The sequence below is a fragment of the Blattabacterium cuenoti genome, from assembly GCF_014252455.1.
In the GTDB taxonomy this organism is placed as follows: domain Bacteria; phylum Bacteroidota; class Bacteroidia; order Flavobacteriales; family Blattabacteriaceae; genus Blattabacterium; species Blattabacterium cuenoti_R.
Map to the genome: position 1 here is coordinate 1 of NZ_CP060245.1, position 15,451 is coordinate 15,451.

At 22.1% G+C, this 15,451-nt stretch carries 12 protein-coding genes and 1 other RNA gene; 4 read left to right on the forward strand and 9 right to left on the reverse strand.

Features of this window, described 5'->3' with window-relative positions; translation table 11 throughout:
• From nusA to aspS, 3 genes are read left to right on the forward strand one after another with little or no spacing between them, the layout of a single operon-like run.
• Entirely contained in the window at positions 1–1,248 is a 1,248-nt protein-coding gene (gene nusA, locus H0H56_RS00005) for a transcription termination factor NusA (protein WP_185873849.1), read from the forward strand.
• Between the two features lie 25 nt (positions 1,249–1,273).
• Positions 1,274–3,880, forward strand: coding sequence for a translation initiation factor IF-2 (gene infB, locus H0H56_RS00010; protein WP_185873850.1), 2,607 nt, complete (start codon positions 1,274–1,276; stop codon positions 3,878–3,880).
• A gap of 3 nt (positions 3,881–3,883) precedes the next feature.
• Complete coding sequence (gene aspS, locus H0H56_RS00015; protein WP_185873851.1) at positions 3,884–5,611, forward strand: aspartate--tRNA ligase; 1,728 nt, start codon at positions 3,884–3,886, stop codon at positions 5,609–5,611.
• Between the two features lie 5 nt (positions 5,612–5,616).
• On the opposite strand, the gene H0H56_RS00020 is transcribed toward aspS, so the two are convergent.
• Positions 5,617–6,102 (reverse strand): inorganic diphosphatase, encoded by a 486-nt coding sequence (locus H0H56_RS00020; RefSeq protein WP_317167306.1) that lies wholly within the window; start codon positions 6,100–6,102, stop codon positions 5,617–5,619.
• Entirely contained in the window at positions 6,099–7,280 is a 1,182-nt protein-coding gene (locus H0H56_RS00025) for a dihydrolipoamide acetyltransferase family protein (RefSeq protein WP_185873852.1), read from the reverse strand. Before H0H56_RS00025 ends, H0H56_RS00020 begins: the two co-directional genes overlap by 4 nt.
• 85 nt (positions 7,281–7,365) lie before the next feature.
• Between H0H56_RS00025 and H0H56_RS00030 the strand changes: the two genes are divergently transcribed.
• Positions 7,366–8,898: an NAD(P)H-hydrate dehydratase gene (locus tag H0H56_RS00030; protein ID WP_185873853.1), complete on the forward strand. Its 1,533-nt coding sequence runs from the start codon at positions 7,366–7,368 to the stop codon at positions 8,896–8,898.
• Positions 8,899–8,901: 3 nt separating this feature from the next.
• Here H0H56_RS00030 and H0H56_RS03010 read toward each other — a convergent pair whose 3' ends face one another.
• The 7 genes from H0H56_RS03010 to mreC all read right to left on the reverse strand — a co-directional run bounded on the left by H0H56_RS03010 (position 8,902) and on the right by mreC (position 15,445).
• Positions 8,902–9,618 (reverse strand): apolipoprotein N-acyltransferase, encoded by a 717-nt coding sequence (locus H0H56_RS03010; RefSeq protein WP_317167318.1) that lies wholly within the window; start codon positions 9,616–9,618, stop codon positions 8,902–8,904.
• On the reverse strand, positions 9,522–10,544 hold the full coding sequence (locus H0H56_RS03015) for a hypothetical protein (protein ID WP_317167319.1): 1,023 nt from the start codon (positions 10,542–10,544) through the stop codon (positions 9,522–9,524). The genes H0H56_RS03010 and H0H56_RS03015 overlap by 97 nt, the downstream gene beginning before the upstream one ends.
• A gap of 19 nt (positions 10,545–10,563) precedes the next feature.
• Positions 10,564–10,959, reverse strand: a transfer-messenger RNA (tmRNA) gene (ssrA, locus tag H0H56_RS00040).
• Between the two features lie 43 nt (positions 10,960–11,002).
• A complete protein-coding gene (gene rodA, locus H0H56_RS00045) occupies positions 11,003–12,232 on the reverse strand; it encodes a rod shape-determining protein RodA (protein ID WP_185874097.1) in 1,230 nt (409 codons plus the stop codon).
• 3 nt (positions 12,233–12,235) lie between these two features.
• On the reverse strand, positions 12,236–14,104 hold the full coding sequence (gene mrdA / locus H0H56_RS00050) for a penicillin-binding protein 2 (RefSeq protein ID WP_185873854.1): 1,869 nt from the start codon (positions 14,102–14,104) through the stop codon (positions 12,236–12,238).
• Positions 14,101–14,448: a hypothetical protein gene (locus H0H56_RS00055; protein WP_238858472.1), complete on the reverse strand. Its 348-nt coding sequence runs from the start codon at positions 14,446–14,448 to the stop codon at positions 14,101–14,103. Before H0H56_RS00055 ends, mrdA begins: the two co-directional genes overlap by 4 nt.
• Positions 14,449–14,611: 163 nt before the next feature.
• Positions 14,612–15,445 (reverse strand): rod shape-determining protein MreC, encoded by an 834-nt coding sequence (gene mreC, locus H0H56_RS00060; protein ID WP_185873855.1) that lies wholly within the window; start codon positions 15,443–15,445, stop codon positions 14,612–14,614.
• Positions 15,446–15,451 lie beyond the last annotated feature (6 nt).

A 15,451-nucleotide genomic window follows, 5' to 3' on the forward strand; every position in this document is an offset into this window, starting at 1 on the left:
ATGGATAATGAAGCTTTAATAGATTCTTTTTCAGATTTTAAATATGAAAAAAATATAGATAGAGTAAGTTTAATGGCTATTTTAGAAGAATCTATACGATGTGTATTGAGAAAAAAATATGATTCTTCTAAAAATTATGATATTATAGTTAATCCAGATCAAGGAGATTTAGAAATATGGAGAAATCGTACAGTAGTTAAAGATGGAACAGTAAAAAATATTAATAAAGAAATAGAATTATCTCATGCTAGAAAAATAGAAATAGATTTTGAAATAGGAGAAGAAGTTACTGAAAAAGTAGAATTCAAATCTTTAGGAAGAAGAGCTATTTTAGCTTTAAGACAAAATTTACTTTCAAAAATTAATGAATATGATAATACTAATACTTATAAAAAATTTAAAAAAAAAATTGGAGAAATTATTAATGTAGAAGTGTATCATATTTTACCAAAACAAATTATTATGAGAGATGAAGAAAAAAATGAAATGGTTTTACCTAAAAAAGAACAAATTCCTAATGATTTTTTTCATAAAGGAGATCCAGTTAGAGTTTTAGTAAAAAAAGTCTCTTGGAGAGATAGTAAACCTTTTGCTATTTTAACTAGAAAAGATGAAGATTTTTTAGAAGAACTTTTTAAATTAGAAATTCCAGAAGTTTCTGAAGGAGTGATTACTGTTAAAAAAGTTGCTCGTATTCCAGGTGAAAAAGCCAAAGTAGCTGTAGAATCTTATGATGATCGTATAGATCCTGTTGGTGCTTGTGTAGGAATGAAAGGATCTCGTATTCATCCTATTGTAAGAGAATTAAAAAATGAAAATATAGATGTGATTAATTATACATCTAATACCCAATTATATATAACAAGAGCTTTAAATCCTGCTAAAATATCTATGATGGAAGTTAATAAAGAAAAAAAATATGTTAATGTATATGTAAAATTAGAAGAGATTTCTAAAGCAATAGGAAAAAGAGGACAAAATATTAAATTAGCTAGTCAATTGACTGGATATAAAATTCATATTTTTAGAGATTATCCTTATGAAGATGACGTAGAATTAACTGAATTTTCTGATGAAATTGAACCAAAAATTATAGAAAAATTTCACCATTTAGGTTTAAATACTGCAAAATCTATTTTAAATTATAAAAAGAAAGATCTTAGTAAACGCACTAATCTTGAAGAAAAAATTATTACTAAAATAGTAACTATTTTAAAAAAAGAATTTGAAGAAGAATTAAATACATAATTGTTTAATTTTTATTTTTGTTCTTATGAATGATAAAATAAGATTAAAAAAAATATTAACTAAATTTAATATTTCTTTAAAAAGAGTTATAAATTTTTTACAAAAAAAAGGAATTAAAATAGAAAATAATCCTAATACAAAAATAGAAAAAAAAATATATAAATTTCTTGTACAAGAATTTAAAACTTATAAAGAAATACGAGATGCTTCTGAAAGAATTTTTTTACAAAAAAGAATAGAAAAAGAAAAAATAAAAAAAGAAGTATTAAAAATAAAAAACACATCTCAAATTATTCGTGCTAAATCAGAAAATTTAATTAGTTTTAAAAAACTAGGAAAAATTAATTTAGTAGAAAAAAAATATGAAAATCAAACAAATAAAAAAAAAGAAAAAAATATAAAAGAGATTATTCCATTTAAAAATAAACCTGAACATATTGATACAATATATCAAAAATTAGATGGAGTAATGTTAACAGGGGATCGTATTGATTTATCTCAATTTGAAAAAAAACGACCAAAAAAAGAACACAATATCAAAAAAAAACGTAAAAGAATTAAAAAGGAAATTTTTTTTGAAGAAATGAAAAGTATTCCTAAAAAAAATGATAAAGAAAAAAAAAATTATTTTAAATATAGTTCTTCTTATGATAAAAAAAATAAAATAGAAAAACAAAAAAGTAATAAAAAATTAAAAAAATCTGGTATTACAGATGAACAAATAGAAAAACAAATTAAAGAAACTTTAGAAAAACTTTCTTCAAAAGGAATAAAATCTAAATTTTCAAAAATTAGAAAAGAAAAACGTCAATCTAAAAAAGAAAAACAATTTTTACAAAATGAAATAGAAAATAAAAAAAAAGAAAAAATACTCAAACTTGCGGAATTTACTACTGTTAATGAATTAGCATCTATGATGAATGTTCAAGCTACAGATGTAATTATTTCTTGTATGGCATTAGGAATTATGGTTACTATGAATCAAAGATTAGATGCAGAAATATTAACATTAGTAGCTGATGAATTTGGATATAATGTAGAATTTATTGGTTTAGACTTAGAAGAAGCTATTCAAGATGATAAAGATTTAGAAGAAAATCTTAAACATAGACCACCAATTATTACTGTAATGGGACATGTTGATCATGGAAAAACTTCTTTATTAGATTATATTAGAAATACAAATGTTATTTCTGGAGAAGAAGGAGGAATTACTCAACATATTGCTGCTTATAGTGTAAAATATTTAAACAAAAAATTTATTACTTTTTTAGATACTCCAGGACATGAAGCTTTTACAGCCATGCGAGCAAGAGGAGCACAAATTACAGATATTGCTATTATAGTTATAGCATCTGATGATCAAGTAATGCCTCAAACTAAAGAAGCTATTAGTCATGCTCAAGCTGCTAATGTTCCTATTATATTTGTATTTAATAAAATTGATAAAAAAGAATCTAATACTGATAAAATTAGAGAACAATTAGCTCATTTAAATTTTTTAGTAGAAGAATGGGGAGGGAAATACAGATCTCAAGAAATATCAGCAAAATTAGGTATTGGAATAGATAAATTATTAGAAAAAGTACTGTTATTAGCTGATTCATTAAATTTAAAATCCAATCCAAATAAACCAGCTATAGGGACTGTAATTGAAGCATCTTTAGATAAAGGAAGAGGATATATAAGTACATTAATTTTACAAGGTGGAACATTAAAAGTTAGTGATTATGTTTTGGCAGGAAGTTATCATGGAAAAGTAAAAAATATTTTAGATGAACGTGGAAAATCTATTTTATCAGCAGGGCCCTCTCAACCAATTACTATTTTAGGATTAAATGGAGCTCCTACAGCTGGTGATAAATTTAAAGTTTTTAAAGATGAAAAAGAAGCTAAACAATTAGCTTCTAAAAGAGAACAATTACAAAGAGAACAAAATATAAGATCTCAAAAACATTTAACTTTAGATGAAATAGGAAGACGTATAGCTTTAGGTGATTTTAAAGAATTAAAAATAATTTTAAAAGGAGATGTAGATGGATCAGTAGAAGCACTTTCTGATGCTCTACAAAAATTATCTACCAATACTATTGTGATTAATATTATATATAAGGGAGTAGGCTCCATTACAGAATCAGATATATTGTTAGCAAGCGCTTCAAATGCTATTATCATAGGATTTAATGTTCGTCCTAATCATGCAGCTAAAAATATAGCAAAAAAAGAAAATATTGAAATACGTACATATTCTATAATATATAATGTCATTAATGATATTCAAGAAGCTATGGACGGAATGTTATCTTCTGAAAAAAAAGAAAATATATTAGGAAGTGCAGAAATAAGAGAAATTTTTAAAATTTCAAAAAATAAAACTATCGCTGGATGTATGGTAATAGAAGGAAAATTAATACGGCAATATAAAGTGAGATTAATTAGAGATGGTATTGTTATTCATAATGGAGAATTGACTTCTTTAAAACGTTTCAAAGAAGATGTCAAAGAAGTATCAAAAGGATATGAATGTGGTTTCATAATAAAAGATTATCGTAATTTACGATGTAAAGATATTATAGAAGTTTATGAAGAATTATATCCTACTAAAATAAGGAATAAGAATAAAAAAAAATAATATATGTTTTATAGAACACATCATTGTGGAGAATTATGTAAAAAAGATATTGGTAAGACAGTTATTTTATCCGGATGGATTCAAAAAATAAGAAATTTAGGATCTTTAATTTTTATAGATTTACGGGATTATTTTGGAATCATACAACTTTTTTTTTCTAAAAAATTAATAAATAAATTTCCTAAATTAGGAAGAGAATTTTTAATTAAAATTAATGGAAAAGTTGTAGAAAGAAAATCTAAAAATTATCATATTCCTACAGGAGAAATAGAAATTTTAGTGTTTCATTTATACATATTAAATCCTTCTTTATTACCTCCATTTACAATAGAAGATGAAACTGATGGAAATGAAGTAATTAGAATGAAATATAAATATTTAGATATCCGTAGATCTTATATTAAAAAAAATTTAATATTACGGCATAATGTTTCTTTAAACATACGAAATTTTCTTTCTAAAAATGGTTTTCTAGAAATAGAAACACCTCTTTTAATTAATCATAGTCCTGAAGGAGCTAGAAGTTTTTTTGTTCCATCTAGAATACATAAAGAAAAATTTTATGCTTTATCTCAATCTCCTCAATTATTTAAACAATTATTAATGATAGGAGGAATTAATAAATATTTTCAAATTGTTAAATGTTTTAGAGATGAAGATGCTCGATCTGATCGTCAAATTGAATTTACACAAATAGATTGTGAAATGTCTTTTGTAAAAAAAAAAGATATATTAGTTTTTTTTGAAAATTTTATTAAATATTTATTTAAAAAAATAAAAAATATTCAATTAGAATCATTTACATGTATGACATATGATGATGCTATTAAAATGTATGGATCAGATACTCCTGATTTAAGAATTGGTATGAAATTTATAGAAATGAATAATTTTTTTAAAGAAAATAAAATTAATTTTTTTAAAGAAAATAAAATTACAACAATAGGAATCAATATTCCAAATTGTAGTCATTATACTAATGATAAAATTAAATCAATTATTAAAAATATTTCTTATAATATAAATAATTTTTTTTGGATAAAATATTTCCCAGATAAAACATTTTTTTCTTCAAAAAAAGAATTATTTTCTAATGAAAATTATTTGACTATTATTAAATATTTTAAAGCAACCCCTGGAGATTTATTATTTTTTATTTTTGGGGGGAAAAAAAATATAAGAAATATTCTTTATCAAATACGTATAGAAATGTCCAATAGATTAAATTTAAAAAATTCTAAAATTTTTAAACCTTTATGGATTATCGATTTACCTCTTTTAGAATGGAATGAAGAAGAAAAAAGATATAAATCATTACATCATCCTTTTACTAGTCCAAAAAAAGAGGATATTCATTTATTTAAAAAAAATAAATTAGAAAATATTCGTTCTCAATCATATGAGTTAATTATTAATGGAGTTGAAATTGGAAGTGGATCTATACGTATTCACAATAAAAAAATTCAAAATTTAATTTTTAAATATTTAGGTTTATCTGTAAAAGAAATACAATCTAAATTTGGTTTTTTTATGAAATCTTTAGATTATGGAACGCCACCTCATGGTGGGATTGCTTTTGGTTTAGATCGCTTAATTGCTATTTTAAAAGGATCAAATAATATCAAAGATTTTATTGCTTTTCCAAAAAACAATTTTGGAAAAGATATCATGATGAATTCTCCTTCTTTTTTAGAAGATAAAATTTTAAAAGAATTATATTTATACAAATAATATTGTTATTGATTTTTATATCTTAAATAAGATTCTTGATAAACTAAAATAGCCTCATTTTTATTTTTCCAATTTCCTATTTTTACTTTTTTATTTTCTAAATCTTTATATACTAAAAAAAAATGTTCAATTTCTTTTTTAGAATGAAGAGAAATTTCATTAATATTTTCAATTGTATTATAATTTGGATCAGAAATAGGGACACATATAATTTTTTCATCTTCTTCATTTTCATCCGTCATAAAAAAAATTCCAATAGGTTTCACTGTAATTAAACAACCTGGAAAAGTAGGTTCTGTTAAAAAAACTAACACATCTAATGGATCTCCATCTTTTGAAAGAGTTTTTGGGATAAAACCATAATCTGTTGGATAACTCATGGGAGAATATAAAACTCTATCTAATCGAATTAGATTCTTTTTTTTATCAAATTCATATTTATTTCTACATCCTTTAGGTATTTCTATTAAAACATCAAAATTAATTTTCATATTATTTTTGTATAACAATTAAATTTTTCTAAATATAAAGCTACTTTTTTTGCAAAACCTCCACCTAATGTTCCATCTATTACACGATGATCATAAGAATGAGATAAATAAATTTTATGTCGTATGCCAATTAAATCTCCTTTTGGAGTTTCTATTATTGATAATTTTTTTTGGATTAATCCTATAGCCATAATAGCAACTTGAGGTTGATGTATAATAGGAGTTCCAAATAAATTACCAAAACTTCCTATATTACTAATAGTATAAGTTCCGCCTTGAGTTTCTTCTGGTTTTAACTGATTAGATTTTGCTCTTTTTATTAAATCATTAATAATTTTTATTAATCCTCCTAAATTATAAGAATCTGCATGTTTAATAACTGGGACGATTAAATTACCATTAGGTAATGCGGTCGCTAATCCTATATGAATATTTTTTTTTTTTATAATATTAGTTCCATTTACTGATATATTAATCATTGGAAGATCTTTAATTGCTTTTACTACACATTCTACAAAAACAGACATTAAAGTTAATTTTTCTCCTGTATTTTTTTGAAAAGTATCCTTGATTTTATTTCTCCATTTTACAATGTTTGTAACATCGGCTTCTACAAAAGAAGTAACATGTGCAGATATATTTTTACTTTCTTTCATATGAAATGCAGTAATTTTTCGCATTCTATTCATTGTTATAATTTCCTCATTATCCTCATTAGGATAAAAAATTTTATTATTTTTATAATGAATATATTTTAAAATATCTTTTTTAGTCACACGTCCTTTTTCTCCAGTTCCTTTTATAGATTTTAATTCATAAAAATGAATTCCTTCTCGATGAGCAATAGTACGAACAAGAGGTGAATAAAAATTCTTTTTTACTATTATTTCTTCAGAAGTTTTTTTTTCATTTTCTAATGAAAATATCTTTAATTTTTCTTCTATTTCCAAAATAGCTATACAACATCCCACTTTAACTACTTCATTGGTAGAAAATAATTTTTTTTTCAATATTCCATTAACTGGAGAAGTAATTTCAGAGTCTACTTTATCCGTAGCAATTTCTACTAATAAATCTTCTTTATTTATAAAATCTCCTTCTTTTTTTAACCAACGAATGATAGTAGCTTCAGCTATACTTTCACCCATTGCTGGAATGGTCAAATTATACTCTGCCATTTAAATTAGATCTTTTTATCTTATTTTTGCTGATATTAATATTTAAAAAACAATAAAATCAAAAATAATAAATTCATTTTAAAAAATGAAAATTCTTTCAAAAAATCAAATTAAAAAAATAGATAAATTTTATCTTGAAAAAGAAGATATTTCTTCTATAGAATTAATGGAAAGAGCAGCTAAAAGTTGTTATTATTGGATTTTACATCATTTTCCTTCTATTAAAAAAGTAATTTTTTTAGTAGGAAAAGGAAAAAATGGAGGAGATGGTCTTGCATTAGCAAAAATGTTATTTCAAAAAGGAATTATAATCAATATATATATTATTAATATTTCTAATAATTTTTCTAATGAATTTATTATTAATAAAAAAAAAATATTAAGATATGGAATAAAAATAAAAAATATTTATGAAGGAGATATATTTCCACTTTTTTTTCAAAAAAAAAAATATATACTTATTGATGCAATTTTTGGAATTGGATTGAATCGTATTATAAATAATATATATTGGAAAAATTTTTTTAAATTTATTAATAAAAATAAATTTTTATCTGTAATATCGATAGATATTCCATCTGGTCTTTTTATAGAAAAACATCAAAAAGAATTTATTATTATAAAAGCGACTCATACATTAACATTTCAATTTCCAAAGATTCCTTTTTTTTTACCAGATTATGCGGATTATATTGGGAGTTGGAATTTATTAGATATTGGATATAAAAAAAATATTACAGATAATATATCTGTTAAAAATTTTTATATTGATAAAAATTATATACAATATATATATAAAAAAAGAAAAAAATTTTCTCATAAAGGAGATTATGGACATGGATTACTTATTGGAGGACATTATGGAATGATAGGGGCTATGATTCTTTCTGCTAAAGCTAGTTTTAAAATTGGGATTGGAAAATTAAGTATTTATACTCCAAAATGTGGATATAATATTTTACAAAATTCTATTCCAGAAGCTATTATAAAAACTGACATTAATAATTATTTTATTAGTAATATTCCTAATAATTTACCTAAATATTTAAAAATTAAATCTATAGGAATAGGAATGGGAATTGGAAAAAATCCTAAAACTATATACGCATTAGAAACTTTTTTATTAAAAAATAAAAAATTACCTCCTATAGTAATAGATGCAGATGCTATTAATATTATATCTACTAAATTAAAAATATTAGATTATCTTCCGAAAAATAATACTATTATTACTCCACATGTGAAAGAATTTTATAGATTATGTGGTGCATGGAAAAATGATTATCAAAAATTAGATAAATTAAAAAAAATATCTAATAAATATAAAATTTTTATTGTATTAAAAGGACCACATACTGTTATTTCTACACCTAATGGAAATCTTTATTTTAATAGTACTGGAAATCCAGGAATGGCTACAGCAGGGAGTGGAGATGTTTTGAGCGGAATAATTACAGGTTTATTATCTCAAGGATATTCTCCAAAAAATTCTTGTATTCTAGGAGTTTATTTACATGGATTATCTGGAGATATTGCTTCTAAAGAGTTAAATGAAGAATCTATTATGGCAAATGATATTATTAATTATATTGGAAAATCTTATAAAAAAATAAAATAATAATTATTTTTTTATATATAATCGATAGATTATAGTATAAATGGAAATTATTATAATAATAAAAAAATTAATCTTAAAAAGATAGTCTCCATTTTTAATATAAAAAGTTTTTTTTCTATTAATACTTATTTTTTTAAATAAAACTCCATCTCTTCCATAAGGAAGAGATGAAATTATTTCTCCTTTTTCATTTATAAAACAAGATACACCTGTATTAGCTGATCTAGCTATAGATTTCCTATTTTCTATAGCTCTAATTCTAGCATAAGATAAATGTTGTTTATATCCTTGTGTTTCCCCCCACCATCCATCATTTGTAATAATTATCATAAATTCTGCATTAGTATTTTTAAAAAATTTAGAAACATATTCTCCAAAAACTGATTCATAACAAATAATAGGTGCCACTTGAATACCTAAATCAGGATGTTTAAATATAGAAGGAAAATCTTCTTTTCTATGTTCCATTATCGTACCTCCAAAATTTAAAATAACATCTCCTAATATAGGAAAAAGAATTTTTTTATATGGAAAAGTTTCTACAGCTGGAACTAATTTTGATTTATGATGTATTTCAATTTTTTTATATGATGAACTTATTTGAATAATAGAATTAAATATATCTAACCATAATATTTTTTTATTTTTTTTAAAAAAATTGGAGTTGAAGTTTGACTTTTCTTTTGAGATAAAGAATATAATTCTATTCCTGTAATAAATACAGTTTTTGGATGTTTTTTTAAAAAATTTCTAAAAATTAAAATTAATTTATTTTGATTAATATTAAATATTGGAATTTTATGACCATATCCTGGAAATAACGTTTCAGGAGCTATAATAAAAGTTTTTTCTATAAAAAATTTTTTTTTATTTATTAATTTTTTTAATTTTAAGATTAATTTTTTTGTAGATATTTTATATTTTTGATGATATGGATCAATATTTGGTTGTAAAATTAAAACATTTACAGTATCTTTTTTATTTTCTTCATATTTTATATATATATAATTAGAAATAAAAATTAAAAAAAATATTTTTCCTATATTAATAATAATATTTTTATATAAAAAAAATTTATTATTATTTTTTTTATATTCTAGGATTCCATTCATTAAACTAATATTAACACTCCATATCCATATAGTTCCTCCTAAAGTACCCGTATATTCATACCATTGAATCCATTTTGGATAATTAGAAAATCCATTCCCTAAATTTAACCAAGGCCAAGATAATTCCCAGTTTAAATGTAATTTTTCAAATGTAACCCATAACCCTATTAAAAATAGGTATCCTATTTTTTTATTTTCTACATATTTTTTTATATATGAATAACATAAAAAAACAATAGACATCAAAAAAGAATTTATTAATACAGGAAATAAATAGGATTCTATAGAATAACTTCCATTAGGTCTTTGAGTATAAGATAACCACCATGTAGAACTCCCATTCCATATAAAAAAAGTCAAAAAAGATAATAAAAAAACATAAAAAAAAGAATAATTAATATAATTTTCTATATATAATAATGGAATAAAAGCTATAAATAAATAAATAGGATTTCCATAAGTAGGCCATCCTAATATTAATAAAATTCCTGAAAGAATACTATAAAAAAAATATGATAAGGTTGATGTAGATATAAACTTTAATTTTTAAAAAAAATGGAGCTGGCGGGATTTGAACCCGCGTCCAAACAAGTATAATAAAGGGTTCTACATATTTATCTAAAGTTTATTTTTTCAATATATCTAAAGCTTTAGATCTAAAAATATATCTTAGATTCTTAATAAAATAAAAAAACTTTAGAATCATCCATTTTTTTATCCTTATATTATTAGTACCTCTATATCAGAAATTATAAGGAAAAACCACTGAGAGGTATTTTGCTTCTGAAATTTACAGATAAAGCTTTAATGATTCTTCATTAAGCAGCAAAAGCGTATTTTGTTTCGCCATTTATGATATTTGTAACGATTGATTTACGTGAAATACCTTACGTAACACGATATGCTGACCTTTATAAATAATCTTGCTGTCAAATCCAAAATCAGCCCCTTAAAAAATACAAATTTATTAAAAAAAATTTAAAATTAATAATTTATATTAAATTAGTTTGATTAGAAATATCTAATCTAATAAAAATAAATACTAAAATAGTAAAAGACCAAAAAGATGATCCTCCATAACTAAAAAAAGGTAAAACAATTCCGATTGTTGGAAATAAACCCATAACCATACCTAAATTAATCAAAAAATGAATTAAAAGAATATTTCCTACTGAATATCCAAAAATTCTTACAAAAATATCTCTTTGTCTTTCAGATAAAAAATAGATTCTACTAATAAATAATAAATAAAATATAATTAAACCTATACTTCCTATAAAACCCCATTCTTCTCCTACAGTACAAAAAATATAATCCGTATGTTGTTCAGGAACAAATTTCCCTTTTGTTATAGTCCCTTTTTTATATCCTTTTCCAAAAAATTTACCAGATCCAAGTGCAGTTTTAGAATAAAGTAGATTATAACCTACATTTTCTCTATATTTTCTATCAAATTCATTCTTAAAAAGAATATTAATTCGATCTTTATGATGTTTTTTTAAACATTTTTGATAAAAAAATGGAGAAATAAAAACAAAAAAAGAAAAAAAAATAAAGTAAAAAATATAATAAAATAAATTATTTTTTTTGATTAGAAATAATAATAAAAAAATAAAGAATAAAGCTAATATAATTATCCAAAATGAAAAATTTAAAGATAGTATAAATAAAAAAATAAAAATCAATATATAAAATAAAAAAAATATTGATAAACCTTCTCTATACAAAGTCAAAATAAAAGAAAAAAAAACAATAGAAGACCCTGGATCTGGTTGAAAAAATATTAAAATAAAAGGAGTAAATAATATAATAAATATATAAAATAATATTTTTTTATTTTTTTTAAAATTTTCTTGACTCATTATATGAGCTAGAATCAAAGATGTAGATATTTTAGATAATTCTGAAGGTTGAAAACTAATAGGACCAAAAATATACCAAGATTTTGATCCATTAATATTTTTCCCAAAAAAAAACACTCCAATTAAAAGGAATAATGTAAATAAAAAAAAGAATGGAGAAAAATATTTATAATGTATTGGTTGAAATAAAAAAACTAAAATTATACAAATAAAACTAAATATAATCCATATTAATTGTTTTTCTGCTTTTTCTGATGAAACAGAATATAAATTCATATATCCAAAAAAAATTATAAAAATATATATTAATACAATATACCAATCAATATTCCTTAATAAGGTTTTATTTCTCAAAAGAATTATTTATTTATATCCTTTCATTATTGCTATAGAATCATAAACTTTTTGTAATCCAGAAGTTAAAATTCTATTTTCTAAATTTGTTCTTAGTACATTATTTTTGATATATTTTTCCGCAATTAAACTAGCTATAGGACCTGCCCAACGAGATCCAAATCCTCCATTTTCTATAATAACAGAAATAGCTATTTTAGGATCCTCTACTGGTGCAAATAAAATAAATATAGAATGATCTGGAAGAGAAATTACTCTATTTTTAATTTTAATAAAATTTTGAGCAGTTCCTGTTTTTCCTGCCATTCTAATATCAGATGATTTAAAACTTTTTCCTGTTCCAATTATAAAAACTTTTTCCATTCCATTAATAATAAAATTAAAATATTTACTTTTAACTTTAGTATATTTAGCTAAAGTATAATTAGAATTATAAATTGGTTTATGATTAATACATTTTACAATATGAGGAGTATAAAAATAACCTTTATTTGCTATAGCACAAACCATATTAGCTAATTGAATAGGAGTTACATTAATTTCTCCTTGTCCAATACTATTGGAAATAATAGTTAACGCATTCCATTTAGTATCTCCATATTTTTTATTATAATAATCTCCAGAAGGAATAACTCCTTTTTCTCCAGTAGCTAAATCATTATATAAATAATTTCCAAATCCAAAACTTTTAATAATTTCGCTCCATTCATTAACTCCTTTAGTTAAATTTTTTGGATATTTTTCTATTACACGTTTATAAACTTGTGCAAAATAATTATTGCAAGATACAGCTACTGCTGTTTCTATTCCTATAGGAAATCCATGAAATCCTGAATGACATTGAATTCTTTTTTTTCCTTGTTTAAATCCCTTATAACAAATAAAAGTCGTTTTTGTGTCTACTACACCCATTTGAAGACCAGCTAATTCTGTTAATAATTTAAAAGGAGAAGCTGGAGGATAACGTGCCTGTGTCGTTCTATCAAATAATGGATAATCTATCGTATTTTTAATTAATTTTTTAATTTTTTTATAACGATTTATTCCTACAAAATAATTAGGATTATTTATAGGACTAGAGACTAAAGATAAAATTTCTCCATTTTTAGGATTGATAGCAACAATACCTCCTTTCTTTTGATACATTAATTGTTCAGCATAATTTTGTAAATTCCAATCAATAGTTAAAGAAATATCATTTCCAATAATAGCTTTTATATTATTTTTTTTATTATTATAACTCCCAATAATACACCCATTTCTATCTTTGACCCAATATTTAATTCCTTTTTTTCCTCTTAATATTTTTTCATAAGATTTTTCTACTCCAGCCCAACCGATAAAATCTCCTCTTTGATAATAAGAAGATTCTTTTTTAATGTCTTTCATACTGACTTCTCCAAGATAACCTAAAATATTAGCGGAACTTTCTACTTTATAATCCCTTAAAGAACGTTTTGTCCAATCAAATCCTTTATATTTATACAGTTTTTCTTGAATAGAAGCAAATTTTTCTTTAGAAATAAAAGGAAGAAAAATAGAAGGTAAATATTTTGAATAAGATTTTGCTTTTTCTAAATTTTTATAAAAAATATTTTTTTCAATTCCTAATAAATTACAAAATTCTATAATATTCATATTATCATCAAGAAGAATAGGAATAACACTTAATTCATAAATAAATTTATTAAAAACTAATAAATTATTTTTTCTATCAAAAATAGACCCTCTCTCAGGAATAATAATTTCTTGTTTTATAGAAGTATTAAAAGCATTTAAAATATATTTTTCTGTATATATTTGAATATAATATAATCTAATAATAAAAATTACACCTATAAAACTTAATAAAATATAAAATATGTATAATTTTTTCAACGTTTAATTTTTCTAAAAAAAAAATAAATATTACATAAAATAGTTGTAAAAATACTGCACAATATAGTTCTTAATAAAAAAATTTTTTGAAATTGATGAACTTGTAATGTTTCTAAAATAAATAAAAAAAAATGATGAATAAAAACTAAAGAAAATATATAAAAAATTTTTCTAATAAAAGGTAATTGATAAATAGAAAAATCACTTTGAATTTTAAAATTATTTCCATCAAAAAATTTTAAAAAATTTAATCTTAAGTAAGCTGAAAAAGTAATAGAAAAAGCATGTATTCCTCCTGTATTCATACAATTATCAATAATCAAACCTAAAAAAAATGATAACACTAAAAATATAAATTTATTGCCACGATATGGATAAATTAAAATAAAAAGTATATATATATATATATATACCATCCTAAAAAAATAGGATAAAAAATAGGATTTAATGCTGATATTTGAATGATAAAAATAAAAAAAATAAAAAAAAAATTTCTAAAAAAATTCATTATTGACGTTCAACTTTATAAAGTTGAATATGATCCCACTCTTTTTTAAATAAATTTTTCACAACATAAGCATTTTCTATAGTAGAAAAATTTGTAAATAATTTCACCTTTATTATATAATTTGCATGTTCTTCATCCCATTTATAAGAAAAAACTTTTCCAATTAATATCCCTTCAGGAAAAGTTGCCGATTTTCCATCTGTTTCTACTAAATCTCCTTTATAAAAAATAGAATGTCTAGATATATCATATAAAATTACATATTCAGGGTCTAACCCATCCCAACTAACTGTTCCAAAATATTTATTTTTTTTTAATCTAGCATTTACTTTAATTTTTGGATTTAAAAGAGAAATAGCTATACTAAAATGTGGAGATGTTTTTGTAATAATACCAGCAATTCCATCAGATAATATCAAACCCATATCAGTTTTAATTCCATCTAAACTTCCTTTATTTATAGTTATATAATTTTCTCTTTGATGTATACTATTATTAATAATTTTAACAGGAGTAAAAATATATTGTTGTAAATAATTTATATTTTCTTCTTGAAAATCTTTAGTAGATTTGATTAATTTAGAATGTCTATTTTCAGAAAGTAATTTTTTATTTTCATAAATTAACTTTTTATTTTCAATATCTAATAAAAAATAATGACGAAATTGATAAATATTTTGATATATATTTCCAATTAACCAATTAGATGATCCAGTATAAATATATTTTTGAAGATTATTATTAGAAAAAGAAAGAAAAATAGCAAAAGATTCTAATAAAAAAAATAAAATAAAAAAACGCCATTTGAAAAAAAAATAAAAAAAATTACGCATATTAAA

Excerpts from the sequence above, each read along its gene's own strand:
- H0H56_RS00020 (WP_317167306.1), bottom strand. The coding sequence starts at position 6,102 with ATGAAAATTAATTTTGATGTTTTAATAGAAATACCTAAAGGATGTAGA.
- mreC (WP_185873855.1), bottom strand. The coding sequence starts at position 15,445 with ATGCGTAATTTTTTTTATTTTTTTTTCAAATGGCGTTTTTTTATTTTA.
- H0H56_RS00025 (WP_185873852.1), bottom strand. The coding sequence starts at position 7,280 with ATGGCAGAGTATAATTTGACCATTCCAGCAATGGGTGAAAGTATAGCT.
- aspS (WP_185873851.1), top strand. The coding sequence starts at position 3,884 with ATGTTTTATAGAACACATCATTGTGGAGAATTATGTAAAAAAGATATT.
- nusA (WP_185873849.1), top strand. The coding sequence starts at position 1 with ATGGATAATGAAGCTTTAATAGATTCTTTTTCAGATTTTAAATATGAA.
- infB (WP_185873850.1), top strand. The coding sequence starts at position 1,274 with ATGAATGATAAAATAAGATTAAAAAAAATATTAACTAAATTTAATATT.
- H0H56_RS00030 (WP_185873853.1), top strand. The coding sequence starts at position 7,366 with ATGAAAATTCTTTCAAAAAATCAAATTAAAAAAATAGATAAATTTTAT.